The 26,881-nt window shown below is 53.4% G+C and carries 26 protein-coding genes; 17 read left to right on the top strand and 9 right to left on the bottom strand.

Annotated elements, in window-relative coordinates; all coding sequences use genetic code 11:
* The first annotated feature begins 10 nt into the window (after positions 1–10).
* Positions 11–1,378, top strand: a complete 1,368-nt coding sequence (locus IB222_RS11805) for a glycoside hydrolase family 10 protein (protein ID WP_149384260.1) — start codon at positions 11–13, stop codon at positions 1,376–1,378.
* A gap of 96 nt (positions 1,379–1,474) precedes the next feature.
* Here IB222_RS11805 and IB222_RS11800 read toward each other — a convergent pair whose 3' ends face one another.
* The 4 genes from IB222_RS11800 to hdeB form a co-directional block, all read right to left on the bottom strand.
* On the bottom strand, positions 1,475–2,746 hold the full coding sequence (locus IB222_RS11800; protein WP_149384259.1) for a type II toxin-antitoxin system HipA family toxin: 1,272 nt from the start codon (positions 2,744–2,746) through the stop codon (positions 1,475–1,477).
* Entirely contained in the window at positions 2,739–3,053 is a 315-nt protein-coding gene (locus tag IB222_RS11795) for a helix-turn-helix transcriptional regulator (RefSeq protein ID WP_126318102.1), read from the bottom strand. The genes IB222_RS11800 and IB222_RS11795 overlap by 8 nt, the downstream gene beginning before the upstream one ends.
* Before the next feature lie 179 nt (positions 3,054–3,232).
* Positions 3,233–5,176 carry a methyl-accepting chemotaxis protein gene (locus tag IB222_RS11790; protein ID WP_148361974.1) on the bottom strand — a complete coding sequence of 648 codons (1,944 nt, stop codon included), beginning with the start codon at positions 5,174–5,176 and terminating at the stop codon, positions 3,233–3,235.
* Between the two features lie 155 nt (positions 5,177–5,331).
* Positions 5,332–5,661 (bottom strand): acid-activated periplasmic chaperone HdeB, encoded by a 330-nt coding sequence (gene hdeB / locus IB222_RS11785; RefSeq protein WP_003019999.1) that lies wholly within the window; start codon positions 5,659–5,661, stop codon positions 5,332–5,334.
* A gap of 401 nt (positions 5,662–6,062) precedes the next feature.
* On the opposite strand from hdeB, the gene IB222_RS11780 reads away from it, so the two are divergent.
* From IB222_RS11780 to IB222_RS11750, 7 genes are read left to right on the top strand one after another with little or no spacing between them, the layout of a single operon-like run.
* Entirely contained in the window at positions 6,063–6,929 is an 867-nt protein-coding gene (locus IB222_RS11780) for a MurR/RpiR family transcriptional regulator (RefSeq protein ID WP_003020002.1), read from the top strand.
* Positions 6,930–6,943: 14 nt separating this feature from the next.
* Positions 6,944–7,531: a D-alanyl-D-alanine dipeptidase gene (ddpX, locus tag IB222_RS11775; RefSeq protein WP_149384258.1), complete on the top strand. Its 588-nt coding sequence runs from the start codon at positions 6,944–6,946 to the stop codon at positions 7,529–7,531.
* 15 nt (positions 7,532–7,546) lie between these two features.
* Complete coding sequence (locus IB222_RS11770; RefSeq protein WP_149384257.1) at positions 7,547–9,109, top strand: ABC transporter substrate-binding protein; 1,563 nt, start codon at positions 7,547–7,549, stop codon at positions 9,107–9,109.
* Between the two features lie 44 nt (positions 9,110–9,153).
* Entirely contained in the window at positions 9,154–10,176 is a 1,023-nt protein-coding gene (locus IB222_RS11765) for an ABC transporter permease (protein WP_003020008.1), read from the top strand.
* Entirely contained in the window at positions 10,173–11,069 is an 897-nt protein-coding gene (gene ddpC / locus IB222_RS11760; RefSeq protein ID WP_149384256.1) for a D,D-dipeptide ABC transporter permease, read from the top strand. The genes IB222_RS11765 and ddpC overlap by 4 nt, the downstream gene beginning before the upstream one ends.
* Positions 11,066–12,052: an ABC transporter ATP-binding protein gene (locus IB222_RS11755; protein WP_149384255.1), complete on the top strand. Its 987-nt coding sequence runs from the start codon at positions 11,066–11,068 to the stop codon at positions 12,050–12,052. Before ddpC ends, IB222_RS11755 begins: the two co-directional genes overlap by 4 nt.
* Entirely contained in the window at positions 12,045–12,980 is a 936-nt protein-coding gene (locus IB222_RS11750; protein ID WP_149384254.1) for an ABC transporter ATP-binding protein, read from the top strand. The genes IB222_RS11755 and IB222_RS11750 overlap by 8 nt, the downstream gene beginning before the upstream one ends.
* A 19-nt stretch (positions 12,981–12,999) precedes the next feature.
* On the opposite strand, the gene IB222_RS11745 is transcribed toward IB222_RS11750, so the two are convergent.
* Positions 13,000–13,890: a LysR family transcriptional regulator gene (locus IB222_RS11745; RefSeq protein ID WP_126318086.1), complete on the bottom strand. Its 891-nt coding sequence runs from the start codon at positions 13,888–13,890 to the stop codon at positions 13,000–13,002.
* Positions 13,891–14,032: 142 nt separating this feature from the next.
* Between IB222_RS11745 and IB222_RS11740 the strand changes: the two genes are divergently transcribed.
* From IB222_RS11740 to IB222_RS11715, 6 genes are read left to right on the top strand one after another with little or no spacing between them, the layout of a single operon-like run.
* Entirely contained in the window at positions 14,033–14,740 is a 708-nt protein-coding gene (locus IB222_RS11740) for a CoA transferase subunit A (protein WP_003020020.1), read from the top strand.
* 2 nt (positions 14,741–14,742) lie between these two features.
* Positions 14,743–15,399: a CoA transferase subunit B gene (locus tag IB222_RS11735; protein ID WP_003020022.1), complete on the top strand. Its 657-nt coding sequence runs from the start codon at positions 14,743–14,745 to the stop codon at positions 15,397–15,399.
* A gap of 10 nt (positions 15,400–15,409) precedes the next feature.
* On the top strand, positions 15,410–16,615 hold the full coding sequence (locus IB222_RS11730) for an acetyl-CoA C-acetyltransferase (protein ID WP_149384253.1): 1,206 nt from the start codon (positions 15,410–15,412) through the stop codon (positions 16,613–16,615).
* The gene (locus IB222_RS11725) at positions 16,605–17,528 is read left to right on the top strand and encodes a 3-hydroxyacyl-CoA dehydrogenase family protein (RefSeq protein ID WP_149384252.1); all 924 of its coding nucleotides are present in this window, start codon (positions 16,605–16,607) and stop codon (positions 17,526–17,528) included. Before IB222_RS11730 ends, IB222_RS11725 begins: the two co-directional genes overlap by 11 nt.
* Before the next feature lie 37 nt (positions 17,529–17,565).
* Positions 17,566–18,960 (top strand): GntP family permease, encoded by a 1,395-nt coding sequence (locus tag IB222_RS11720; RefSeq protein ID WP_196776256.1) that lies wholly within the window; start codon positions 17,566–17,568, stop codon positions 18,958–18,960.
* An 11-nt stretch (positions 18,961–18,971) separates the two neighbouring features.
* The gene (locus IB222_RS11715) at positions 18,972–19,742 is read left to right on the top strand and encodes a 3-hydroxybutyrate dehydrogenase (protein ID WP_149384251.1); all 771 of its coding nucleotides are present in this window, start codon (positions 18,972–18,974) and stop codon (positions 19,740–19,742) included.
* Positions 19,743–19,826: 84 nt separating this feature from the next.
* On the opposite strand, the gene osmC is transcribed toward IB222_RS11715, so the two are convergent.
* Entirely contained in the window at positions 19,827–20,258 is a 432-nt protein-coding gene (gene osmC, locus IB222_RS11710; protein WP_149384250.1) for a peroxiredoxin OsmC, read from the bottom strand.
* A gap of 227 nt (positions 20,259–20,485) precedes the next feature.
* Between osmC and sra the strand changes: the two genes are divergently transcribed.
* From sra to IB222_RS11695, 3 genes are all read left to right on the top strand, one after another.
* The gene (gene sra / locus IB222_RS11705) at positions 20,486–20,626 is read left to right on the top strand and encodes a stationary-phase-induced ribosome-associated protein (protein WP_003833009.1); all 141 of its coding nucleotides are present in this window, start codon (positions 20,486–20,488) and stop codon (positions 20,624–20,626) included.
* A 179-nt stretch (positions 20,627–20,805) separates the two neighbouring features.
* Positions 20,806–22,503, top strand: coding sequence for a malate dehydrogenase (gene maeA, locus IB222_RS11700; RefSeq protein ID WP_003833011.1), 1,698 nt, complete (start codon positions 20,806–20,808; stop codon positions 22,501–22,503).
* 309 nt (positions 22,504–22,812) lie between these two features.
* Positions 22,813–24,525, top strand: coding sequence for an ABC-F family ATP-binding cassette domain-containing protein (locus IB222_RS11695; RefSeq protein ID WP_149384249.1), 1,713 nt, complete (start codon positions 22,813–22,815; stop codon positions 24,523–24,525).
* A gap of 80 nt (positions 24,526–24,605) precedes the next feature.
* Here IB222_RS11695 and IB222_RS11690 read toward each other — a convergent pair whose 3' ends face one another.
* The 3 genes from IB222_RS11690 to fdnH all read right to left on the bottom strand — a co-directional run bounded on the left by IB222_RS11690 (position 24,606) and on the right by fdnH (position 26,871).
* Positions 24,606–25,208 (bottom strand): inorganic diphosphatase, encoded by a 603-nt coding sequence (locus tag IB222_RS11690; RefSeq protein WP_149280952.1) that lies wholly within the window; start codon positions 25,206–25,208, stop codon positions 24,606–24,608.
* A gap of 129 nt (positions 25,209–25,337) precedes the next feature.
* Complete coding sequence (gene fdnI, locus IB222_RS11685) at positions 25,338–25,994, bottom strand: formate dehydrogenase-N subunit gamma (protein ID WP_003020054.1); 657 nt, start codon at positions 25,992–25,994, stop codon at positions 25,338–25,340.
* On the bottom strand, positions 25,987–26,871 hold the full coding sequence (gene fdnH / locus IB222_RS11680; protein ID WP_149384248.1) for a formate dehydrogenase N subunit beta: 885 nt from the start codon (positions 26,869–26,871) through the stop codon (positions 25,987–25,989). The genes fdnI and fdnH overlap by 8 nt, the downstream gene beginning before the upstream one ends.
* Between the last annotated feature and the right edge of the window lie 10 nt (positions 26,872–26,881).

Genomic DNA, 26,881 nt, shown 5'->3' with positions numbered 1-26,881 from the left:
GCAAAATCAGATGGCAGCATCCGGTTTCTTTTCAGGAAATTATCAGAAAAAACTGGCGAAGATTCTCGCCCGTTCTCGTGCCAGACTACCGCTGACCAACATGAAATGGTTTGCTGTACTTGTGGGCAGTATGTTGTTACTTGGCAGCTGTTCTTCACAGCCACCCGGTTACAAGACCACTCCGCTACCTCCGGTGAGCAAACCCCAGCAGAGCAAGGAGCCAGTGCGCGGGATCTGGCTGGCGACGGTTTCACGTCTTGACTGGCCGCCGATTTCATCCGTGAACATCAGTTCGCCTGCCCTACGCATCAGCCTGCAGCAAAAAGCGCTGACGGATAAGCTGGACAACCTGAAACGGCTTGGTATTAACACCGTTTTTTTCCAGGTTAAGCCCGATGGGACCGCATTGTGGAAGTCAAAAATTCTACCGTGGTCAGATACCCTGACCGGCACGATTGGCCAGGATCCGGGTTACGATCCGCTGCAGTTTATGCTCGATGAAGCGCATAAGCGCGGAATGAAAGTTCATGCCTGGCTTAACCCCTATCGCGTGTCCGTAAACACCAAACCTTCGACGGTCACTGAATTAAACAGCACGCTGTCACAGACGCCGTCCAGCGTATACGTCCTGCATTGGGACTGGATCCGCACTGCGGGCGAGCGTTTTGTGTTAGACCCCGGTATTCCCGACGTGCGCGACTGGATCACCAGCATCGTGGCGGAAGTGGTTGAGAATTACCCGGTTGACGGTGTGCAGTTTGATGATTACTTCTATACCGAATCTCCCGGCTCTGCGCTCAACGACAGCCAGACCTTCAGAAGATACGGTCAGGGGTTCGCTTCCAAAGCTGACTGGCGGCGCGATAACACGCAAAGGTTGATTGCCCAGGTATCGCGGACCATCAAGAAACTCAAGCCTGAAGTCGAGTTTGGCGTTAGTCCTGCGGGCGTGTGGCGCAACCGTTCGCACGATCCAGCGGGCTCCGACACGCGCGGCGCCGCAGCGTATGATGAGTCGTATGCAGACACCCGCCGTTGGGTGCAATTAGGTTTGCTGGATTACATTGCACCGCAACTCTACTGGCCTTTTGCCCGTGACGCAGCGCGTTACGATGTACTGGCAAAATGGTGGGCAGATGTCGTGAAATCAACCAACACTCGCCTCTACATTGGTGTAGCTCTGTATAAAGTCGGTGAACCATCGAGAAAAGAGCCGGACTGGACGGTAAAAGGCGGTGTGCCGGAACTGAAAAAGCAGCTCGATTTAAACGAATCCGAACCGTACATCAACGGCACGATCCTGTTTCGCGAAGATTATCTTAATCAACCGCAAACGCAGGAAGCTGTGACCTATATTCGCAATCGTTGGGGACGTTAATGGTTGTCCTCTGGTCAGTTTAGCGGGGAAATGTAGCGGGGAAACCTTGCCCCGCTCAGCTTTAATTTTCCGGGAAGTGTTGCGGCCGTATCTGCGTCACCGGGACATTAGCCGGCGGACATTATCATTAATTTGTTTCTGAATCGTCTTCAGCGTAGATAGCGTTATCTGATCGGGGTATTTGTCCCTGGCGATAGCGCTCAATGCAGTGGCAAAGTGACAGACTTTTTCGATTATGCCGTTCACATGGTCAGCAGATAACTCAGCTTCCTGAACGCCAAGCGACTGAAGGTGCTTTCTTTCGATATCCAGCGCCTCTCCCAGCACGTCCATTTGGTGATACCCACCTGGCCCTTCGCACCAGGTGACGTCGTAAGCCGGAGCCAGAGTCCAGTTTCCATCGGCTGACATTAAATAGGCAAAATTCTTCGGATGATCGTCGCGGTTGTTAAAAGCCACGTTGAAAACCACGCGTTCGAACGCTTTTGCCTTTTCTCTGACATCATTGGTACAAATCTGCGTGGCGCGCAGAAAATCCCGGTAGTCTAAAGCGCCGGGTATCTGGTAATTTGCCCCGGTAAGTGCCGCCAGGCTCTGCATAGGAATTCGTGTCGACTGGTCACGGTCGAAACGGCGAGTGGCAAATGCCGCCTGTCCGCCGGGCAGATTGAAATACGCCGTATCGGGCGTGGTGATCCCACATTGGCGCAAGCATTCAGCATAAACCGCTTCGATGGCGCATACCTCAGCATGCTCATGCCTGGCGGGAAATTTAATCAACCAGCTTTCGCTCCCGGGTAGCGGCACCGTGGTGAAGTTAGACGTGACAGTGTCACGATAAAGTAGCGCCTTAGGCCTTGCTCCTTGTGGCGAACCGCCCATCTGGAGCAGTTTGTGCAAAAATTCCCCGCCTTCACCGCTCAGGACTTCCTGAACCTCAGCGGCCAGTTGTTCGAGAGGAACATCCTCTTTTGAAAGCATCTCGACATCTGACTGAACGGGCTGGAATGTCATGGCGCCCATCGCGTTGTTGCCGACCCAGGTTAAACGCTCTAATGGACCTATGCGTGCTGCGTTGAGTCCGCGGCGTTTAAATAATCGGTCCATCAACAGCATGCCCCAGCCGTCAGGCAGCGAATCATAGACCGGTCCGGGTAATCCTAACTGATGAGCCGGGAAATCCCTGCGCAAACGAGGACCGTTCAGCGGTAACATCAGACGGGACAGCTCCAGGCCCCTACGTAAGGCGTCTTCACTGTATTCAAAGGCGATCAACGGACGTCCGGTCAGGGCTGTGGAAGACACCAGTTTTCCCCACAGCCATTTTTCACCCCAACCTTCATAGAAGACATCAACTTGTTCAGGCATCAGAATTTTTCCTTTTGATCCGCTGGCGCGTTGCGCTCTTTTCGTAACGCAAAATATCATCCAGACTATCAATCCTGGGTTTGAATAACTCCTCAAGCGCATCGCCATAGCCTAACACCATTGCGACTTTGACCAGATTCTCAAATCCTACATTCTTACCTGTTTCCAGATTTGAAACGGTATTCACACCGACACCTGAACGCGCGGCAACATCAGCCTGCGTCATTTGCCGCGCGAGTCGTTCTTTACGCAATCTGTCACAAAGTAGTTTGACGATATCAGCAGCTGTATTGAGCGTTAAATCCATAATATTGGCCCTTATAAGAATAAAAGCTACTTTACACCCAATATTATAGAGTTAAATTATGGGGAATTCAAAATCTTATAAAACACAATAAAAGGGAGTTAAACCGGAAAAATTTACTTAAAAGCCATTATACTGGAGTTATCCGGGCACAAGGTCTGTACCCGGATATGGTGTGGTTATCAGGCAACGGAAGGCTCAGGTAACCTGAAGGATGAGACCAGCAGTGCCAGCTGTTCCGCCTCCTCTTTCAGCGCCTGCGTCCGTGCTGCGGCATCATCAATTAACGAGGCATTCTGCTGAACGGTGCTGTCCATTTCGGTAACGGCCAGCGTGACTTCGGAAACGCCCTTACGTTGTTCTTCACCCGCAACGCGTATTTCCCCCATCAACTGGCGCACCTGACGCACATTGCTGACCAGTTCTCCCAGACGTTCGCCGGCAGTGTGGATTTGCTGACTTCCGCTACCTACATGAGAAACGGATTCATCAATCAACGTTTTAATTTCCTGGGCGGCGGTAGCACTGCGCTGAGCCAGCGTGCGCACTTCGGAGGCCACGACGGCAAACCCTCTGCCAGCATCCCCCGCTCTGGCGGCTTCAACCGCGGCATTCAGGGCGAGAATATTGGTCTGAAATGCAATGCTGTCGATGACTGCGACAATTTCCACCATTCTGCCGGATGAGGCGCTGACGTTATCCATTGTTGAGATCACGCCCTGCATCACATCGCCGCAGCGGTTGGCCGTTTGCGCGGTGCTATCGGATAGCTCATCCGCCAGTTGTGTATTACTGGCGTTTTGATGAACGGTCGCATTTAACTGTTCCATCGCCGCCGAACTCTCTTCCAGCGCAGCGGCCTGCTGCGTGACGCGAGATGAAAGCTCCATATTACTGTCAGCCAGGCTAACGGCGTTATTCGCTACCACTGTGCTACTGCTTCTGACGGTGATCAGGATGGCCGAGATTTTATCGACGAACAGGTTAAACGCCTCGGCGATAGCTGAAATCTCGTCTTTGCCACGAACATCCAGACGACGGGTAAGATCGCCTTCGCCCTGCGCGATGTCATCAAGTGCCTGCCGGGTATCATCAAGACGTGAAATCAGTCGACGAACCACCAGCCATGATCCCACCAGCAACAGCGTCATGATAGGGATCAATACTTCCAGAACATCCTGCATCATCACTTTGGCGAGACCGACGATGCGTGATTCAGGTGTCACCAGCCCCACGACCCAGCCGGTATCCGCCATCGGGAACAGCATTACCCGGGATGGCGTATTCAACACGTTGTCGTTCGCAAGCGTAATCGTCTTCACTCCATCCGCCGGGCGCAAGGATTTCAGACCGTTTTGCACCGGGATAAGCCACTGTGCGCTTTGCGCCAAATCGTTAATGGTTTTATATTTTGCCAGGTCGGCCTGCGGGAAATAGAGAATTTGTCCCTGCTTGTCTACCACAAACGCGTAACCACCGGTGCTGTTTCCCTGCTGCTGCATAAAAGTGGCGACGTTATCCAGACGGATATCGGTGGTAGCGACACCGGCAAACTTGCCCGCCTGTTGATAAGGCACGCTGCATGTCACCATGTTGACGCCTGAACTGGCATCCTGGTAAACGTCAGACCATAAACAGCTGTTTTGTGAATGGCCTTTGGCCAGTTGATACCAGCTTTCATTGTGGTATCCACTCGATCCTTCGACGTTATAATCATTGGAATACACCAGCTTTCCTTCAGCATTACGCGCCCAGAAAAAGCTTCTTTTCTCCACACCTGCGGTGAAGGCGTCTGGTTCTGGCCAGATGCCGCCGCCGGTAATAATCGAGTCTTTACCTTCACCAATAAGATGCGGAACAACGCTTTGGTACAGTGATTCATCGTTAGGCAACACTTCAGCCAGTCGCGACAGGCTGACGGTCTCACCTTCAATTCGGGACAATACGGTACTCAACTGACGGGTTAAACCTTGCCCTGTTTCTTCGATCAGAGCGGTGTTGATTTCAACGACGCGCGGCTGACCGCGCCAGAGCATAATCACCACGATAACAAGGCTCGTTACTGCAAGCAGCAGAATGCCGCCGATGGTTAAACGCGTTGAAATACGAGTAGGATACCAGGCCATACAAACTCCTTCTGCAAAAGGCTAACTTTTATCCAGTATCGGCACAGGTGTTTATATCTTTATAAAGTTTTCTTAAGTATTGCAAAACAAATTAGTGACAGTGTCACAAATAACAAAACCCAGCACTTTGGCTGGGTTTTAATAACAGTTAAATCTTATTTAGATAATTCTTTTTTGATTTCGTCTTTTATTTTACTTAATTCACTCTGCGGATGTTTCTTGCAAAGTTCAACGGTCAGAGGAACTGCAGTCGTAACGGTTTCGTTATAGTCGACGTAGTCACCACCTTTGAAGTCTTCGTCTTCATTGAGCACCCAGAAGGCCACCGGAGCCATAGTTTGTGGGTTTAAATCAATAAACTCCTGGCAGTTCATGCCTTTCGGAGTCACTTCAGTTTTAGCGTTATCTGTTGCTGCATTGACGCTGACACTGGTTAACAGCGCTGCGACCAGAATACCTGCTGTAGAAAGGGAGAATTTATTTATTGTAGTACTCCATTTATAATATAAATAATATCTACACTTGCGCTTAACACCGTTAATGTAGCTCGCGAAAAATAATACCCCTACCGTCATAAGAATAAAGATTGCTGTTATTGATATGGCTGAAATTTATATTTCCCATTACTGATTCTTATGTCTGAGGGATAAATGTTGCCCACAATGTGATCGTTCCGACGAAATCAGCAGATTCATACCCCTCTTCCTCTACCGTTGCACCAAAACTGAACTACGCTGCACAAATGTTGATCATTGGTTAATGAATATCGGTTGGTTTTTAACAAAAACAGCCGGCGTGCCGCTGTTACGCACATGGCACGCGTCCTGCATTGTTAATTCGCTAACAGAAATACGGTATCTGACAGGCAACTAACAGCGAGAAGGTAATGACAGCCAAACCAGAGTTATTTACCCGCATAGAGCAAACCTTTAGCCAGCTGACGCCCAGCGAAAAGCGCGTGGCCGGGTGGCTGTTAGCCCATGCTGTGCAGATCCCATTTGAAACCGCAGATGGCATCGCCAAAGCAACCGGCACCAGCGGCATTACCGTCGGACGTTATCTGCGTAAACTGGGCTTTCGTAACCTGGAGGATGCAAAAGCCAGTCTGCGTGAGCTTCCCGTTGTTCCCTATCAGCCCTGGGGAATGAACGAACGACTGGACTCCTGGCACCAGCAACAAAGCCTGCCGGATCGGGCGCATCAGTCGCTGTTGCTGGAGATCGACGCTATTACCCACGTCTACCAGCTCGCACAAGGCGAAACGTTTTTACGCATTGCACAGCAGCTGGCGCATGCGGAAGCCGTGTACATCCTCGGGATCCAGTCCACCCGCGGGATCGCCAACGCCTTTTTTAGTCACCTGGAATACCTGCGACCTAAAGTCAGCTACTCCGAAGGCCTTTCCGGCAGTTGGGTAGAGTCGCTGAACTCGGGATTCAGCCAGCCTTACGTGGTTATTACCGATATGCGTGCCTACTCCGCTATTTCGCGACAATATTGCCGTGTTGCCACAGAGCGCTGCATTCCGCTGGCGCTCATTACCGATGTGTGGTGCCCATGGGCCAGGGATTATTCCATTGATTTACTACAGGTAAAAACCGACACCGGACATTTCTGGGACTCACTGGCGCCTGTGAGCTGTCTGTTCAACTTATTACTTTCTGCGGTGGTGGCGCAACTGGGTGACGCCCTCGCAGGACGCCTGCAAACCAATCGCCAGTTACAACAACAATTTGGTCAATTCGAACAATAAACAGGAAACGTGCTATGTCAGAACTCCCAGAACTGGTCGATCTGTCGGTGATATTTCCGTCGCTGCATATCGATCTTAAATACGCCACTGCCGACAACATTACCGGCGCACCTATCTACCGGGAAGCGCGTTGTCTGTTGCACACCGAGGCGGTAACCGCGCTGGCTAAAAGCATCAGCATTGCGCAACTGGCCGGCCTGCAGCTTGTGGTGTACGACGCGTATCGCCCCCAGCAGGCGCAGGCGATACTGTGGAATGCCTGTCCCGACCCGCAGTATGTTGTCGATGTCGCAATTGGTTCCAATCACAGTCGCGGAACGGCCATTGACGTTACGTTGATGGACGATCGCGGCCATCTCCTTGATATGGGGGCCGGTTTTGATGAAATGCACGACCGTTCCCATGCCTGGCACCCGTCTGTACCTCCGGCAGCGCAGCGTAACCGCCTGCTGCTCAATGCCATTATGTTTGGCGGTGGTTTTGTCGGTATTAACAGTGAATGGTGGCATTTTGAATTACCTGATGCCGCTCGCTATCCGCTGCTTGACGATCAAATAGATTGTTACACTGTCACGTATATAACAACACAACATCCCCTTTAATTCTGGAGCCTGGTTATGAAGACTACACCTGCGTTAAACGCGTTTTTTCGCCCCGCTCTGATAGCCGCTGCGTTAGCATTTGCCCTGCCCGCCGCTCAGGCTGCCGTTCCCAAAGATATGTTAGTGATTGGTAAAGCCGCCGATCCGCAGACGCTCGACCCCGCCGTAACCATCGATAACAACGACTGGACGGTCACCTATCCCTCTTACCAGCGGTTGGTCCAATACAAAACCGACGGAGGTAAAGGCTCCACGGAAGTTGAAGGTGATTTAGCCAGCGGCTGGAAGGCCTCTGACGATCAGAAAGAGTGGACGTTTACCCTGAAAAACGATGCCAAATTCGCCGACGGAACGCCGGTAACGGCAGATGCGGTAAAGCAATCCTTTGAACGTTTGCTCAAAATTGGTCAGGGACCTGCGGAGGCTTTCCCGAAGGATCTGAAGGTCGACGTCATTGATAACAACACGGTGAAGTTTACCCTCAGCCAGCCGTTTGCCCCGTTTCTGTATACGCTGGCAAATGACGGTGCCTCAATCATTAACCCGGTCATCTTAAAAGAGCATGCCGCAGACGATGCCCGCGGATTCCTGGCGCAGAACACGGCAGGTTCCGGGCCATTCATGCTGAAGAGCTGGCAAAAGGGACAACAGCTGGTGCTGGTGCCTAACCCGCATTATCCCGGTACAAAACCGACATTTAAGCGTGTCTCAGTCAAAATCATTGGTGAAAGCGCCTCCCGTCGCCTGCAACTGTCGCGTGGCGATATCGACATTGCCGATGCGCTGCCTGTTGACCAGCTTGCCGCTTTAAAACAGGAAGGCAAAGTGAACGTGGCGGATTATCCCTCATTGCGCGTGACCTATCTGTATCTCAACAACAGTAAGGCCCCGCTTAATCAGGTGGATTTACGCCGCGCCATCTCGTGGGCCACCGATTATAAGGGCATGGTCAACGGGATCCTGAGCGGCAACGGAAAGCAAATGCGTGGCCCGATCCCTGAAGGCATGTGGGGTTTTGACGATAAAGCCATGCAGTACAGTTTCGATGAAGCCAAAGCCAAAGCCGCGTGGGACAAAGTTGCCACCAAACCTGAAAGCCTGAGCTTCCTGTACTCCGATAATGACCCTAACTGGGAACCTATCGCGCTCGCCACCCAGGCAAGCCTTGGCAAACTGGGTATTAAGGTGAAACTGGAAAAACTGGCAAACGCCACCATGCGCGACCGCGTGGGCAAAGGCGATTACGACATTGCCATTGGCAACTGGAGTCCGGATTTTGCCGACCCGTACATGTTTATGAACTACTGGTTTGAGTCAGATAAGAAAGGCTTGCCGGGTAACCGTTCGTTCTATGAAAACGGTGAGGTCGATAAACTGCTGCGCAGCGCGCTGGCCACGACCGATCAGGTGGCCAGAACCAATGACTACCAGCAGGCGCAAACCATCGTGATTGATGAAGCAGCCTACGTCTATTTATTCCAGAAAAACTATCAGCTGGCGATGAACAAAGACGTCAAAGGATTTGTATTCAACCCCATGCTGGAACAGGTCTTCAATATCTCCACCATGAGTAAATAAGCCACGTTTATGCGGAGCCGTTCTGGCTCCGCAAGGGGAAGCTAATGACGTTCTGGAGTATTTTACGCCAGCGATGCTGGGGACTTATTCTGGTGGTTATCGGTGTTTGCGTAATCACCTTTATTATTTCACACCTGATACCTGGCGACCCCGCGCGGCTGCTGGCGGGTGACCGTGCCAGCGATGAAATTGTCGAAAATATTCGCCAACAGCTGGGGCTGAATCAACCGCTGTATGTCCAGTTTTTTCGCTATGTCAGCGATATTTTTCACGGCGATTTAGGCACCTCCATTCGCACCGGGCGTCCGGTACTGGATGAGCTGCGCATTTTCTTCCCCGCGACCCTTGAATTGGCTTTCTGTTCTTTGTTGCTGGCGCTGGTGATAGGTATCCCGCTGGGTATTTTATCTGCGGTCTGGCGTAACCGCTGGCTTGATCACCTTGTTCGGCTAATGGCAATTACCGGTATCTCCACGCCTGCATTCTGGCTGGGGCTGGGGGTTATCGTGCTGTTTTACGGTCATCTGCAAATTTTACCAGGCGGTGGGCGTTTAGACGACTGGCTGGATCCACCTGCTCACGTCACCGGTTTCTACCTGATTGATGCTCTGCTGGAAGGCAACGGCGAAGTCTTTTTCAATGCGCTTCAGCACCTGATTTTGCCATCACTGACATTGGCTTTTGTACATCTTGGGATCGTTGCCCGTCAGATTCGTTCCGCCATGCTGGAGCAACTGAGTGAAGATTACATACGTACCGCCCGCGCCAGCGGGCTCCCGGGCTGGTACATCGTGCTGTGCTATGCATTGCCTAACGCACTTATCCCATCAATCACCGTCCTCGGCCTGGCGCTAGGCGATCTGCTCTACGGTGCGGTATTGACCGAAACGGTCTTTGCCTGGCCTGGCATGGGCGCCTGGGTGGTGACCTCAATTCAGGCACTCGACTTCCCGGCGGTAATGGGATTTGCGGTGGTGGTCTCGTTTGCCTATGTGCTGGTCAACCTGGTGGTGGATTTACTCTATCTGTGGGTAGACCCTCGAATTGGACGTGGAGGTGCTGAATGATGCTCACTCAAGAAACACCGACCGCCCCTCAGACAGCACGCCGCCGCACGGACTGGGCCAAACTGTTCTGGATGATGAAAAGTAGCCCGCTGACGCTGGTTGGCGGGGTCATCATCATACTGATACTGCTGTTGATGGTGCTGTCGCCGTGGATAACACCACACGATCCGAATGCCATCAATTTGAGTGCGCGCCTGCTGCCTCCGTCAACCGCTCACTGGTTTGGTACCGATGAAGTCGGCCGCGATCTGTTCAGCCGCGTTCTGGTAGGAAGTCAGCAATCTGTCGTTGCGGGTCTGGTGGTGGTGGGTATCGCCGGGGGATTAGGATCGCTGTTGGGCTGCTTGTCGGGTGTCATGGGCGGGCGCGCCGACGCGATAATTATGCGGATGATGGACATTATGCTGTCCATTCCCTCGCTGGTGCTGACAATGGCGTTAGCCGCCGCGCTGGGCCCCAGCCTGTTTAACGCCATGCTGGCGATTGCCATCGTCCGTATCCCTTTCTATGTCCGCCTCGCCCGCGGTCAGACGTTAGTGGTGCGCCAGTTTACTTATGTACAGGCTGCCCGGACCTACGGAGCTTCACGCTGGCATCTGATTAGCTGGCACATTTTACGCAATTCTCTGCCGCCGCTCATTGTGCAGGCATCGCTGGATATCGGCAGTGCGATCCTGATGGCCGCCACGCTCGGGTTTATCGGTCTGGGCGCGCAGCAGCCCAGCGCTGAATGGGGCGCGATGGTCGCAATTGGCCGCAATTACGTGCTTGATCAGTGGTGGTATTGCGCTTTTCCCGGTGCCGCCATTCTGATTACCGCCGTGGGCTTTAATCTCTTTGGCGATGGTATTCGCGATCTGCTGGATCCGAAAGCCGGAGGAAAACAGTCATGACACAACCCGTACTGGAAATCGAAGATTTGCATCTGAGTTTCCCCGGCTATAAAGCTGACGTGCATGCGCTGAACCATGTATCGCTGCATATTAACCGCGGAGAAATCGTTGGTGTGGTGGGTGAATCCGGTTCCGGTAAGTCCGTGACCGCCATGCTCACCATGCGTCTGCTACCAGAGGGAAGCTATCGTATTCACCAGGGACGCGTTTCGCTGCTGGGTGAAGATGTGCTCAACGCCAGTGAGAAACAAATGCGGCAATGGTGCGGCGCACGCGTCGCGATGATCTTTCAGGAGCCCATGACGGCACTGAATCCAACCCGGCGCATCGGCCAGCAAATGGTGGAGGTGATCCGCCATCATCAGGCATTAAGCCGCACGGATGCCCGCCAGAAAGCTGTCGCTCTACTCGAAGAGATGCAAATTCCGGACGCGCCGGAGGTCATGAAACGATTTCCGTTTGAGCTTTCAGGTGGGATGCGCCAACGCGTGATGATTGCGCTGGCCTTTTCGTGCGAGCCGGAGCTTATCATTGCCGATGAACCGACCACTGCTCTGGACGTCACGGTGCAACTGCAGGTGCTGCGTTTGCTGAAGTTAAAAGCGCGCGCCAGCGGAACAGCGGTGTTATTTATCAGCCATGATATGGCGGTGGTTTCACAGTTATGCGACCGGTTGTATGTCATGTATGCCGGGAGCGTGATTGAGAGTGGCCCGACGCAAACCGTTATTCAACGCCCGACGCACCCCTATTCCATTGGCTTGCTGAAATGTGCACCGGAACACGGCGAACCGCGCGCATTGCTGCCCGCCATTCCCGGCACCGTGCCGAACCTAACCTGCTTACCTGCCGGATGCGCGTTTCGCGAACGCTGCTTTGCCGCTGGTCCTCGTTGTGAAGAGATGCCTGCGTTAAGTAGTCAGGGAGGCGCGGATCAACAATCTGCCTGCTGGTATCCGCAACTGGAGACAACACATGTCTGATTATTTACTGGCGCTGCAGGATGTTCATGTCAACTTTCCTGCGCGTAAAAACTGGCTTGGCAAGGTTACGGAACGGGTGCATGCGCTCAACGGTCTGGATTTACAGATTCACCAGGGTGAAACGCTGGGGATTGTTGGCGAATCCGGCTGTGGAAAAAGTACGCTGGCGCAACTGCTGATGGGCATGTTGAAACCCAGCCAGGGAAGCTATTCTCGCCGTGGTGAAAAACAGCATAACGGTATGCAAATGGTCTTTCAGGACCCTCTTTCATCGCTGGATCCGCGCTTACCGGTGTGGCGGATAATTACCGAACCGGTGTGGATCCAAAAACGGAGTCCGGAGCGTGAACGACGCATGCTTGCCGAGGATTTGGCACGGCAGGTGGGGATTCGTCCTGAATATCTCGACCGCTTGCCGCACGCGTTTTCCGGTGGACAGCGCCAACGTATTGCTATTGCCCGGGCGCTATCGTCAGAGCCGGATGTTATCGTCCTTGATGAGCCAACTTCAGCACTGGATATCTCCGTGCAGGCGCAAATTCTCAACCTGCTGGTGTCGCTACAGGCGCGTAGAAACCTGACCTACGTATTGATATCGCATAACGTGTCGGTGGTCCGCCATATGAGTGACCGTGTGGCGGTGATGTATCTCGGGCAAATTGTTGAGCTGGGCGATGCCCAACAGGTTCTCACTCACCCCGCCCATCCGTACACACGATTATTGCTGGACTCGGTCCCTAAAACGGGCGCACCGCTGGCGGAAGATTTGGTGTTACGTAAGACTGAGCTACCGGGAAACCGAACGTTGCCCCAGGGCTGCTTTTTCCGTGACAGATGTCCATTGGCAACCCGCGGTTGTGAGCAGAAACAGCCATTGCTGAAAAGTGACACCGGATGTGAGGTTCGCTGCTGGCGGGCGGTTACATGACCAGAGCCGTTGAGAAAAGTCAGGTGCGATACGCCTTTTTCAGTGAATCCACCAGCACCTCGGAAGCGGTAGATAATTTATGATGCGCCGAACGCAAAACCCCGATCCGACGCTGGATCACCGGCGTATCCAGATCGATACAGGTTGCGCCTAACTCTGTCATTTGCGTGCGGCACAGGGCGGGTACGGCACTGCCGCCCAGTCCGTTGGCTACCAGCCGGCCAATGGTCACCAGTTGATGGCTCTCCAGCGCCACCTCCAGCGTATGTCCACTTTGCACCAGTTGTTCTTCCAGCATCAGGCGCACGGCAGAAGGACGTTGCAGGGTGATGAAATCCAGCGTTAACAGTTCGCGCCACGCAATACGATCCCTGCCCGCCAGCCGGCACGTTGGCGGCACAATGGCGATAAAACGATCCACACCGAGCGGCGTGAAATGCAGATGACCTGAATAGTCCGGCTCAAAGGCAATCCCCATCTCTACCCGCCCTTCACTGACCATTTCAATTACGTGTTCGTTAATCACATCGTGAACCGTTACGTTGATACCGGAGTAGGAGTCACGAAACGTTTTTAGTACCGATGGCAGGACGTTAGCAGCGAATGAGGGCATAGCGGCAATAGAGATTTTCCCGCGCTGTAGCGTAAAGCGCTGGCGCATTGCCTCTTCCGTATTTTCCCAGTCCGCCAGCAGTTGTCGCCCCATGTTCAGCAGCGTTTCGCCCTCTTGCGTCAGGGTCACTTTGCGTGTGGTTCTCAACAGTAACGCCCCGCCCAGCGAATCCTCCAGTCCTTTAATCGCCAGACTTAGTGCGGGTTGCGACATATTCAGTCGTTCACTGGCATGAGCAAAATTCAGAGTGTGAGCTACCGCTAAAAACGCGCGTAACTGTTTGATGCTCATTCCCATTTCGCATTCCCTTAACTTGTTGAATACCTTTAATTAACATTAAATTGATAAAAAAACCCAATGAGTGAGTCACAAATTTAAAATTAACAAATCATTTTTCACCCCCAATGATGTCGGCAAGGACAACTTGGGAGGCAAGTGTATGGCTGGACTGGATAAACGTGTTGCCACTTATCAAGAGGCGCTGGAAGGACTGACCGACAACATGACGCTGCTGGCGGGCGGTTTTGGTTTATGTGGGATCCCTGAAAACCTGATTACCGAAGTCCGCCGTCGGGAGGTTCAGGGACTTACCGTTGTGTCTAACAACTGTGGTGTGGATGGCTTTGGTCTTGGCGTGCTGCTGGAAACGCGTCAGGTGCGCAAAGTGGTCGCGTCCTATGTAGGGGAAAACGCCCTGTTTGAGAAACAGGTGCTTAGCGGCGAACTGGAAGCCATCCTGACGCCGCAGGGTACGCTGGCAGAGCAGTTGCGCGCGGGCGGCGCGGGGATCCCTGCATTTTTTACCGCGACCGGATATGGAACTCCCGTGGCGGAAGGTAAAGAGGTTCGCGAGTTTGCCGGACGCCCTTACATTCTTGAGCAGGCGATAACCGGCGATTTTGCATTGGTTAAAGGCTGGAAAGCCGACTGGTACGGCAACGTCATTTATCGCCACACCGCACAGAACTTTAATCCGCTGATGGCCGCCGCCGGGCGCATTACCGTCGTGGAAGTCGAAGAGATTGTCCCTCCCGGAGAACTGGATCCTGCTGCGATTCACACTCCTGGAATTTTCGTTAACCGCATTATTCAGGGGCAGTTTGAAAAACGTATTGAACAACGCACCCTGCGCCAGAAAGGAGCCTGACCATGTTAACGCGTGAACAAATGGCGATGCGCGTCGCCCGCGAGCTGCGCGACGGGTATTACGTCAACCTTGGGATCGGCATTCCCACGCTGGTGGCGAACTACATCCCTGATGGCATGGACGTGATGCTGCAATCAGAGAACGGTTTGCTGGGGATGGGCCCGTTTCCCACAGAAGACGAAATTGATGCCGACATGATCAACGCCGGGAAACAGACCGTGACAGCGCGCAAAGGCGCGGCGATTTTCGACTCTGCGCAATCCTTCGCCATGATCCGCGGCGGCCACGTTGATCTGACGGTGCTCGGTGCGTTTGAAGTCGATGTTAACGGCAATATCGCCTCATGGATGATCCCCGGAAAAATGGTGAAAGGCATGGGCGGCGCGATGGATCTGGTTGCCGGAGCCGACAACATCATCGTGGTAATGACCCATGCTTCCAAAAGCGGTGAGTCCAAATTGCTTCCCGCCTGCACCCTGCCGCTGACCGGCGTGGCCTGCATCAAACGCGTGCTTACCGACCTGGCTCTGCTGGAAATTGCCGACGGTGCGTTCATTCTGCGTGAACGCGCACCGGGCATTAGCGTGGATGAGATTGTCGCCAGAACCGCAGGCAAGCTGATCGTTCCCGAAACTGTCCCCGAAATGCAATTTAACTGAGGAGCTGACCATGCTGGATGTTGTCATTGTCGCGGCAACGCGCACCCCGATTGGCAGTTTTCATGGTGCGCTGGCACCACTTTCCGCTGTGGAGTTAGGTACAGCGGTAGTCCGTTCGCTGCTGGAAAAAACGGCTGTGGCGCCTGAGCAAATTGATGAAGTGATTTTAGGTCAGGTTCTGACTGCGGGCTGCGGTCAGAATCCGGCCAGGCAAACAGCGTTACGGGCAGGACTGCCGGTCACCACGCCCGCGTTAACCATTAATCTGGTGTGTGGTTCGGGTCTGAAGGCGGTGCATCAGGCGGTACAGGCGATTCGCTGTGGCGATGCGCAAATCGTGATTGCCGGAGGCCAGGAGAGCATGAGCAATGCGCCCTATTATCTCGACGGCGCGCGGGCCGGTCTGCGGTTAGGTCATGCCAGCATGAAAGACAGCGTGGTGCATGACGGCCTGTGGGATGCGTTCAACGACTATCACATGGGAATTACTGCCGAAAATCTGGCGGATAAGTTTGTTATCAGCCGTGAGCAGCAGGATGCTTTTGCCCTGTGCTCCCAGCAAAAAGCCGCCGCCGCCATTGAAGCGGGTCGTTTTAGCGCGGAAATCACGCCGGTTAGCGTCCCGCAGGGCAAAAAACCGCCACGTGTGGTGGATCGTGACGAACAGCCTCGCCCGGATACTCAGGCCGACAAGCTGGCGCAACTTAAACCAGCATTTCGTCCAGGTAACGGTACGGTGACCGCCGGAAATGCCTCATCCATCAATGATGGTGCCGCCGCGGTGATGTTGATGAGCGCAGCCAAAGCCGCAGAACTCAATTTGCAGGTGCTTGCCCGGGTGGCAGGCTACGCGGTTTCTGGCGTCGATCCCGCCATTATGGGGATTGGGCCGGTAGAAGCATCACTCCAGTGCCTGAAACGTGCTGGCTGGACGCTGAATGACGTGGATCTTATCGAAGCCAACGAAGCATTTGCCGCACAAGCGCTGGCGGTTGGCGAATCCCTGAACTGGGACAGCAACCGGGTGAACGTGAACGGCGGTGCGATTGCGCTGGGGCACCCGATTGGCGCATCAGGTTGCCGAATTCTGGTAACACTGCTGCACGAAATGGCTCGCAGCAACGCCGCAAAAGGGCTGGCTACGTTGTGCGTGGGCGGCGGTCAAGGTGTGGCGCTGGCAGTAGAGCGTTCACAGGAGGTATCTCATGCAAAGTAAACCTATCTGCGTTCTGGGCGCGGGGTTAATGGGCGTCGGCATTGCTACCCACTTCGCCCGTTTTGGTCACGATGTCTGGTTATACGATACCGATAGCAGCCGAATTGCAGAAATTAGCGTAGTTGCCAGCGGAATTCTGGATGAGCTGATAGCCACCGAACAGTTTGTTGCAGACCATAAAACACAGGTTGTGAGCCGTCTGCATGGCACCACCTCGCTACAGGATATTGCCGCATGCCGGTTACTGATTGAAGCGATCCCCGAGCGTCTTGAACTCAAGCACGCACTGTATGCGCAACTGGAAGAGCTGATCGCACCTGAAGCCGTTATTGCCAGTAACACCAGCGGCCTGCCGCCGGATGCACTGGCAGAAAAACTCGCCCATCCCGAGCGGTTACTGATCGCCCATTTCTGGCATCCGCCACATTTTATTCCGCTGGTCGAAATTGTGCCTGGTACCGCAACGAAGCCGGAATATCTCTATGAATTACAGCAACAACTGATCGCGATGCAACTTGAGGCCGTGGTGCTCGACCGCGCTGCCCCAGGGTTTGTCGGCAACCGACTACAGTTTGCCCTGCTACGCGAAGCGCTACATATCGTTAAAAGCGGCATCGCCAGCGCAGAAGTGGTTGATCAGGTGATGCGCGCCTCGCTCGGACGTCGCTATGCAATGGTCGGTCCGCTGGAGGCTGCTGATATGACCGGACTTTCTACGGTGCAGGACATTTGTCGGCATCTGCTTCCGGAACTGGCAACCGGCAGCGACATGATGTCGCTGGTCGCTGACAAGGTTGCCAACGGTGATACCGGTTTACGCAGCGGTCAGGGATTTTATCGCTGGGATGATTCGCGCAAGGAGTACATCCAGCAACGCAGAGAGCATCAGCTGCGTTTTGCCCTGAAACCATAACGTCTCTTTCTGTACCCCAATATAATAATAAGGAGTCATGATGAGTGTATTAATCGCCCTGGCAGCGCTGGGCCTGCTGATGCTGGCAGCCTATCGCGGATACAGCGTCATTCTGTTTGCCCCCATCGCGGCATTAGGTGCTGTATTGCTTACCGAACCCAGCGCCGTCGGCCCTGCCTTCACCGGCCTGTTTATGGAAAAAATGGTCGGTTTTGTGAAGCTGTACTTCCCGGTGTTCCTGCTGGGGGCAGTGTTTGGCAAGTTAATCGAGTTATCTGGATTTTCACGTTCCATTGTTGCCGCCGCTATCAACATCCTCGGTCGTCGTCATGCCATCCCGGTGATTGTGCTGGTATGTGCGCTGTTGACCTACGGCGGCGTATCGCTGTTTGTGGTGGCCTTTGCGGTGTATCCGTTCGCGGCTGAACTGTTTCGTCAGAGCAATATTCCTAAACGCCTGATCCCGGCAACCGTTGCGCTGGGTGCCTTCTCCTTCACCATGGATGCCCTGCCAGGCACACCGCAGATCCAGAACATTATTCCGACCAGTTTCTTCGGTACCAACGCCTGGGCCGCGCCGTGGCTGGGTTTGATAGGTTCCGTATTTATCATCGTTGTTGGTCTGGTTTATCTCGAACGTCAGCGTCGTAAAGCACAGGCTAAGAATGAGGGTTATGGCACTGAACTGTTAAACGAGCCGGAAACGCCGGATAACATTAATCTGCCGAACCCGATCATCGCGATCTCTCCGCTGATCCTGGTTGGGGTATTTAACCTGCTGTTTACTCGCTGGATCCCACAATGGTATGGCGCCACGCATCAGCTTGAACTTCCGGGCCTTGCCAAGCCGATTACCACCGAAGTCGGTAAAATCACCGCTATCTGGGCAGTGGAAGCGGCGCTGATTTCTGGGATCCTGCTGGTGGTGCTCTTCGGCTACCGCAACATAAAAGGTCGCCTGGCGGAAGGCAGCAGAACGGCGGTTGGCGGCGCGATCCTCGCGGCGATGAACACCGCGTCAGAGTACGGTTTTGGCGCAGTGATCGCCGCCCTGCCAGGTTTCCTTGTACTGTCAAAAGCACTGGCGGCTATTCCTGACCCGCTGCTCAATGAAGCTATCAGTATCACTACGCTCGCCGGGATCACCGGTTCGGCGTCTGGCGGGATGAGTATTGCCCTTGCCGCCATGTCTGACACCTTTATCGCGGCCGCTCACGCTGCCAATATCCCACTTGAAGTCTTCCACCGCGTGGCGTCTATGGCCAGCGGCGGTATGGACACCCTGCCGCATAACGGCGCGGTCATTACCTTATTGGCTATCACCGGTCTCAGCCATCGTCAGGCGTATGGGGGAATTTTCGCTATTACCGTCATTAAAAGTCTGGCCGTACTGTTTGTCATCGGCGTCTTCTACACCACCGGAATTGTTTAAGGAGAATCATCATGAACTTAACGGGAAAAACCGCTCTGGTTACCGGCTCGACCAGCGGTATCGGATTAGGTATCGCACAGGTGCTGGCGCAAGCGGGCGCTACCCTGATCCTTAACGGGTTTGGTGATGTGGATGCCGCCAAAGACGCTGTTGCGCAATATGGCAAAACGCCAGGTTATCATGGCGCGGATCTGAGCGATGAAGCGCAAATTGCCGATATGATGCGCTATGCCGAGAGCGAATTTGGCGGTGTGGATATTCTGGTCAACAATGCGGGGATCCAGCATGTATCCCCGGTGGAAACCTTCCCGGTTGATAAATGGAACGCGATTATCGCTATTAACCTCTCTTCCGTTTTTCACACCACGCGTCTGGCGCTTCCTGGTATGCGCGAGCGTAACTGGGGTCGAATCATTAATATCGCTTCTGTTCACGGCCTGGTGGCTTCAAAAGAGAAATCTGCCTACGTAGCGGCGAAGCACGGTGTGGTGGGATTCACCAAGACCATCGCGCTGGAAACCGCGCAGACGGGTGTCACCTGCAATGCGCTGTGTCCCGGCTGGGTGCTCACGCCGCTGGTTCAGCAACAGATTGATAAGCGTATTGCCGAAGGCGCAGAGCCTGAGGCTGCGCGTGACGCCCTGCTGTCGGAAAAGCAGCCGTCGCGCGAATTCGTCACGCCGGAACAGTTAGGTGAGCTGGCACTATTTCTGTGTTCAGACGGTGCGGCGCAGGTGCGTGGCGTGGCGTGGAATATGGATGGCGGTTGGGTAGCGCAATAACATCATCAGGTGCCGGATAAGACTGACTTACATCCGGCACAGTCGTAGGCCGGATAAGACACAGTCGCATCCGGCACGCCACGATTAAGACTTCAGCTGATAATCCAGCGTTATTTCCGCTTTCAGAACCTGAGATACCGGGCATCCGGCTTTTGCTTTCTGGATGATGCCATCAAACGTGGCGGCATCAATCCCCGGCACGCTCACCTGGCTATGCAACGCGACTTTAGTGATCGCAAACCCGGCATCTACTTTATCCAGAGAAACATCGGCAGTGGTATCAATGGCATCTGGGGTAAACCCCGCTTCGCCCAGCATCAGCGAAAGCGCCATCGAGAAACAGGCTGCATGGGCCGCGCCAATCAATTCTTCAGGATTGGTGCCTTTCTCACCTTCAAACCGTGTATTAAACCCATACGGTTGCTGATTCAACACGCCACTTTCGGTCGACACAGTGCCTTTGCCGCGCTTAATGTCGCCTTCCCAGTGTGCCTGACCTTTCTTATGGATAGTCATTACCGCTCTCCTGTGTTGTCGTCGGAGTTACTAGTATAGGACGCCCGGGAAAAAGCATGTTACATACGGGATAGTTCTCATTTGCCGCTTAAGCATTGACCTTTCAGATAAAATGACCGACCATCCAGAAAGCCGTTATGTTGAACATCGGCTTTATATCAGGTTGTATTTCGTCCGTTCTCATACGGGCTCGCCCTTGAAACCAGTAACAGGATTAAGGAGTTAGAATGAAATCGAACCGTCAGGCCCGTCATATTCTCGGACTGGACCACAAAATCTCAAATCAACGTAAAATCGTGACCGAAGGTGACAAAACCAACGTGGTCAATAATCCTACTGGAAGAAAGCGCCGCACTGACGGCAAGTAGCCTTTCGCACGTCTGACTGAGTAACGAGATAAACACCATTGCAACCGCAGTGGTGTTTTTGCTTATAAAACCCCTTAACCCATTCACAATGCTTTATACTTCGCCCGTTTCCCTGGCGGACAGGCCACATACGATCATAAAGAGCGCCAGGGACGGTTATTCAAAAAAGAGTGAGTGACATGGAAAACGAAACCAAAAAACTGCGTTCCCTTTACATCCCCTACGCTGGCCCGGTACTGCTGGAATTCCCTTTACTGAATAAAGGGAGCGCCTTCAGTGTGGAAGAACGCCGTAACTTCAACCTGCTGGGGTTACTGCCGGAAGTGGTCGAGACGATTGAGGAACAGGCTGAACGCGCCTGGATCCAATATCAGGGATTCAAAACCGAAATCGACAAACATATTTACCTGCGCAACATCCAGGACACCAACGAAACCCTGTTTTACCGACTGGTGCATAATCACCTGGATGAGATGATGCCAGTTATCTATACCCCAACGGTCGGCGCGGCCTGTGAGCGTTTCTCTGAGATTTATCGTCGTGCGCGCGGCGTGTTTATCTCTTATCAGAACCGCCACAATATGGACGATATCCTGCAAAACGTCCCTAACCACAATATCAAGGTCATCGTTGTCACCGATGGCGAACGTATTTTAGGTCTTGGCGATCAGGGGATCGGCGGGATGGGCATTCCAATCGGTAAACTGTCGCTGTATACCGCATGTGGCGGAATTAGCCCGGCCTATACTCTTCCGGTGGTACTGGACGTGGGGACCAACAACCAGCAACTGCTGAACGATCCGCTGTATATGGGCTGGCGCAATCCGCGTATCACTGATGATGAATACTACGAATTCGTTGATGAATTCATCCAGGCCGTGAAGCATCGCTGGCCGGACGTGCTGTTGCAGTTTGAAGATTTCGCCCAGAAAAACGCCATGCCGCTGCTGACCCGTTATCGTGATGAAATTTGCTCGTTTAACGACGATATTCAGGGCACCGCGGCGGTTACCGTCGGTACGCTGATTGCGGCTAGCCGCGCGGCCGGTAGCCAGTTGAGCGAACAGAACATCGTCTTCCTCGGTGCGGGTTCCGCCGGTTGCGGGATTGCCGAGCAGATCATTGCGCAGATCCAGCGTGAAGGTTTAAGCGAAGAAGCGGCGCGTCAACGCGTATTCATGGTCGATCGCTTCGGCCTGTTAACAGACAAAATGCCGAACCTGCTCTCCTTCCAGACCAAACTGGTGCAAAAACGCGAAAATCTCCAGCACTGGGATACACAAGAAGATGTGCTGTCGTTGCTCGACGTGGTCCGCAACGTTAAACCTGACATCCTGATCGGCGTTTCCGGACAAACCGGCCTGTTTACCGAAGAGATCATCCGCGAAATGCACAAGCATTGTCCGCGTCCGATCGTCATGCCGTTGTCTAACCCCACTTCCCGTGTTGAAGCTACGCCACAGGATATTATCGCCTGGACCGAAGGTAACGCGCTGGTTGCGACCGGTAGTCCGTTCGCACCGGTACTGTGGAAAGATAAAATTTACCCAATCGCCCAGTGTAACAACGCCTATATCTTCCCGGGTATTGGTCTGGGTGTGATTGCGTCTGGCGCGTCGCGCATCACTGATGAAATGCTGATGTCGGCGAGTGAAACGCTGGCACAGTATTCACCGTTGGTGCTCAACGGCGAAGGCCTGGTGCTACCGGAACTGAAAGATATTCAGACCGTTTCTCGCGCCATTGCCTTTGCCGTCGGTAAAATGGCGCAGCAGCAAGGTGTGGCGGTGAAAACCTCCGCCGAAGCGCTGCAACAGGCGATTGACGATAATTTCTGGCAAGCAGAATATCGCGACTACCGTCGTACCTCTATCTGACGCTTTGCCCGGCGGCAAACTGCTGCCGGGCGTTCAACACTTGCGCTTTTGCGCAACTTACGATTACACTTTCACCACCGATTAACATTCTGAAAAACAAAAGGAGGATACTTATGCTGTACTGTGAACGTTTTATCGTTTCACATGCTTTTGGCGATCGCCAGTGCTCAAGCGTTATCGGTATCGTGCTGCGATAACTTCTGCTTGAGCGAAGCTAACTTCTAAATCCCCTTCTCTCGGGCTTACCGGGTTATCGTCAGCGATGTTTGACGAGGCGTTTTTACGCCTGTAACTCTTGAGTAAGCAACAATGAGCACATTACTAACCGCACAATCCTTACACGTTGATACGGCATTCGGCACGCTATTCGACGATCTTTCCTTTACCCTGAAAAAAGGCGACCGCATCGGGCTTATCGGTTACAACGGCTGCGGCAAAAGCACGCTGTTAAAACTGCTCGATGGTACGATCTCGCCCACCAGTGGGGCAATCGCGCAGGCGAATCACTGCCATCTCGCGCGTGTAGAACAACATCTACCTGACGATATACTGCCTCTTACGCTGCAGGAAGCCGTTCTCGCTCAATTTCCCGAGCATGAACGCGCAGCTCAGCAGTGGCGAGTTGAAGCACTGCTTGCCGAAATGGGTTTTACGCCAGAGAATTTATCTCTTACAGCGCAAACGTTGAGCGGTGGCCAGCACACGCGCTTGCTATTAGCGCGGGCACTGATGCGTAATCCTGACCTGCTGCTGCTGGATGAGCCGGGTAACCACCTGGATTTGCCTACATTACTGTGGCTTGAGCAGTTCTTACAGAACTGGTCTGGCAGTTTTGTGGTGGTCTCCCACGACCCGCAACTGCTGGATGCGGTGACTCACGGAACCTGGATCTTGCGCGATCGCACCCTCCATGCGTTTGATCTACCCTGTAGTGCAGCGCGTAAGGCTCTGGCAGAAAGAGATGTCAGCGATGCTCTGCGCCACAAGGCTGAGCAAAAAGAAATAGACCGGGTGACTGCCAGCGCCAAACGGCTGGCAACCTGGGGGCGGGTCTACGACAACGAAGATCTCTCCCGCAAGGCCAAGCAGATGGAAAAACAGGCACAGCGCCTGAAAGAGGTACAAACAGAAGTGACGTCAGGAAGTCAGTGGACACTAACATTGCAGGGTGATGCCCTGCGTGCAGATCGTTTGCTGGAGATGACCAATCTGTCTGTAGCCCCTGCTCCTGGTGCAGATACACTGTTTTCCATTGCCGGTATCCGGTTAAAAAGCGGCGATCGCGTGGCGATTGTCGGGCGTAACGGTTGCGGGAAATCATCGCTGTTAAGGCTTATCTGGCAACAGTTCCAGGCACAGATAGCATCAACTTCACTGGTGTTACACCCGCGCGTTACGCTGGGTTATTACGACCAGACGCTGCATCAGCTTGCCGATAACGATTCATTGTTTGACGCGCTGGAAGCGTTTGCCCCGCAGCCAGAGATTCGCAAGATGGCGCTGATTAGCGCGGGATTTCCGTGGGTTCGTCATGCGCAGCGGGTCAGTACATTAAGCGGCGGTGAGCGCTCCCGGCTACTGTTTGTGGGGCTGACGCTTGCACGCTACAGTCTGCTGATGCTCGATGAACCGACCAACCATCTGGATATGGAAGGCAAAGAGGCGCTGGCAGAAACGCTACAAAGCTATAACGGCGGCGTGTTGCTGGTCAGTCACGACCGGCAGCTTATCAGCCAAAGCTGTAATCGGTTCTGGTTAATCGACAATGGCGAACTCAGTGAATGGCACGATCTGGAGGCGGTCAATGCGCGTATTCGGGAAACGTCTGCGGAGATAACCGTTCCCAAAACGGCGGTCGTAGAGAAAACTGAAATAAGCGGTGACAGCGATAGATTACTGGAACAACTTCTCGATCTTGAGCAGCGTCTGGCCGACGATCTCGCCCGCAAGCCGAAACATCAAAAACCGTTGTTACAGGCGCAATGGCGCAAGGAGATAGAGGAGATAACGGCGAAACTCTGATAGCAACGCCCGGTGGCGCGACGCTTACCGGGCCTACAAAAACGTAGGCCGGATAAGCGCAAGCGCCATCCGGCAATGCGTTATTGCTGCGGTTTTTTCTCTTTCCAGGCATCCCAGGCCTGTTTGATCTCTTGCTTTGCCGTAGCGGCATCATTGAAACCGTTTAATTCGACCTTCTTGCGCCCTCCCGGCAGATCTTTGTATACGCGGAAGAAAGATTCCAGACGTTGAACTTCAATCTTGGGCAGATCGCTTAACTCTTTGATGTCGTCATAAGTGGGGTCAATTTTACTGGCCGGAACAGCGACAATTTTGTCGTCCTTTTCACCGCCGTCGATCATCTTCAGTACGCCAATAGCGCGCAGCTTAATCAACGTTCCCGGAGCAAGCGGCGCACGGGTATAAAAAATGACATCCAGCGGGTCGCCGTCACCGGCTAAAGACTGGGTGAGTGAACCGTAGTTGGCGGGATAGGCAACCGGCATTGACTGGAAGCGATCGGCAACGATAAAACCGGTTTTGGCGTCGGTTTCATATTTAATCATTCCGCCTGCCGGGATTTCGGTTACGGCATAAAACTCTTCCGGGTTGTTCTCCGGCTGAGGAAATTCGAGGATGTTCTGCGCCTGAGCTGAAGCACAAAGAAACACGCTGACTGCGAGTAATTTTTTCACCAGATGCATTGTCTTGTAACTCTTCTATTATCGGAAAGACAACACCTTACGTTCAGCAGATGACAGAAACATGACGTTTTTTTGGCAAAAAAATGGCGCTACCAATGTAGCGCCATTGCGTAGAGGGAACATCAGGGATTAGTTAACCCCCTCCTCGCTCTCTTTTTTCGCTTCTTGTCTTTCAACTTCGCGATACCAACGCGGGTGATGTTTCTTCGCCCAGCGACGGCTCACTTTCCCTTCAACCATGCCTTTAATCGATCCTTTCACCCAGAATGCCATATACATATGGATGAGGATGGCGTGCATCAGGATAATCCCCGCAGCCGCATGGATCAGCAGGCTATAGCGCACGACCTGCATCGGGAAGAACTGCGCAAAGTACGGACGCCAGATAATGATACCGGTAATCAGCAGCACGAAAATCATGCTCATAATCGACCAGAACATCATTTTCTGCCCGGCGTTGTATTTGCCCACATCCGCCACTTTGTGTTCATTGCCTTTCAGTACTTCCACAATGTTTTTCAGCCACGGAATATCTTTCTTATCCGGGATGTTGTGGTGCACAAAGCGTACAAACATGAACATCAGCGCCACGAAGATCAGTATGCCGAAGAACGGGTGCAAAATGCGTCCCATCTGCGGCGTACCGAAGGTTTGCGTCAGCCATTGCAGAGTCGGGAAGAAAAATGAAATCCCCGACAGCGCTACCAGGAAGAAGCAGATCACCACCGTCCAGTGACAGGCGCGGTCGATAAATTTCGTGCGCACAATCATTTTCGACTTACTCATGATGATCCTCCTCGTCGTCGTCCACTTCCTTATTCGGACCAATACCAATGTAGTGGTAAATCAGTCCGGCGAAGGTGGCGATAAATCCGGCAGCGGCCAGCGGCTTCAGCGCCCCTTTCCACAGATTGATAGAGGTATCTATCTGCGGGTCTTTTGGCAGACCGTGATACAGTTCAGGCTGGTTGGCATGATGCAGAACGTACATGACGTGCGTGCCGCCCACACCTTCCGGGTTGTAAAGACCGGCATGTTCAAAACCGCGTGCTTTCAGTTTTGCCACACGCTGTTCGCCCATTTCCAGCATTTCCTTCTTGGTGCCGAAATGTATTGCCCCGGTCGGACACGTTTTCACGCAGGCAGGTTCCTGCCCGACGCTGACTCGGTCCACACACAGCGTACATTTATACACGCGGTTATCCTCTTTATTGAGGCGCGGAATATTAAATGGACACCCGGCAATACAGTAGCCGCAGCCGATGCAGTGCTCTGACTGGAAATCGACAATCCCGTTGGCGTACTGGATGATGGCCCCGGCAGACGGGCACGCCTTCAGGCAGCCCGGATCTTCACAGTGCATACAGCCGTCTTTACGAATCAACCACTCCAGCTTGCCGTTCTGTTCGGTTTCGGTAAACCGCATCACCGTCCAGGACTTGGCGCTGAGATCGGCGGGGTTGTCATACACCCCGACGCAGTGGCCAACTTCATCGCGGATATCGTTCCACTCTGAGCATGCCACCTGACAGGCCTTACAACCTATACAGGTGGAAACGTCGATCAGCTTCGCGACTTCTGCTTTGTAATCACGGGCCTGAGGCGGCGGCGTGATGGAGTTTGTTGCGGACCGTTTGATGATGTCCTGCGTTTCCATAGACATATGTTCGCCT

The organism is Citrobacter sp. C13 (genome assembly GCF_014596815.2).
GTDB classification, from domain to species: Bacteria; Pseudomonadota; Gammaproteobacteria; order Enterobacterales; family Enterobacteriaceae; genus Citrobacter; species Citrobacter portucalensis.
This window is presented reverse-complemented; position numbering and strand designations above follow the sequence as displayed.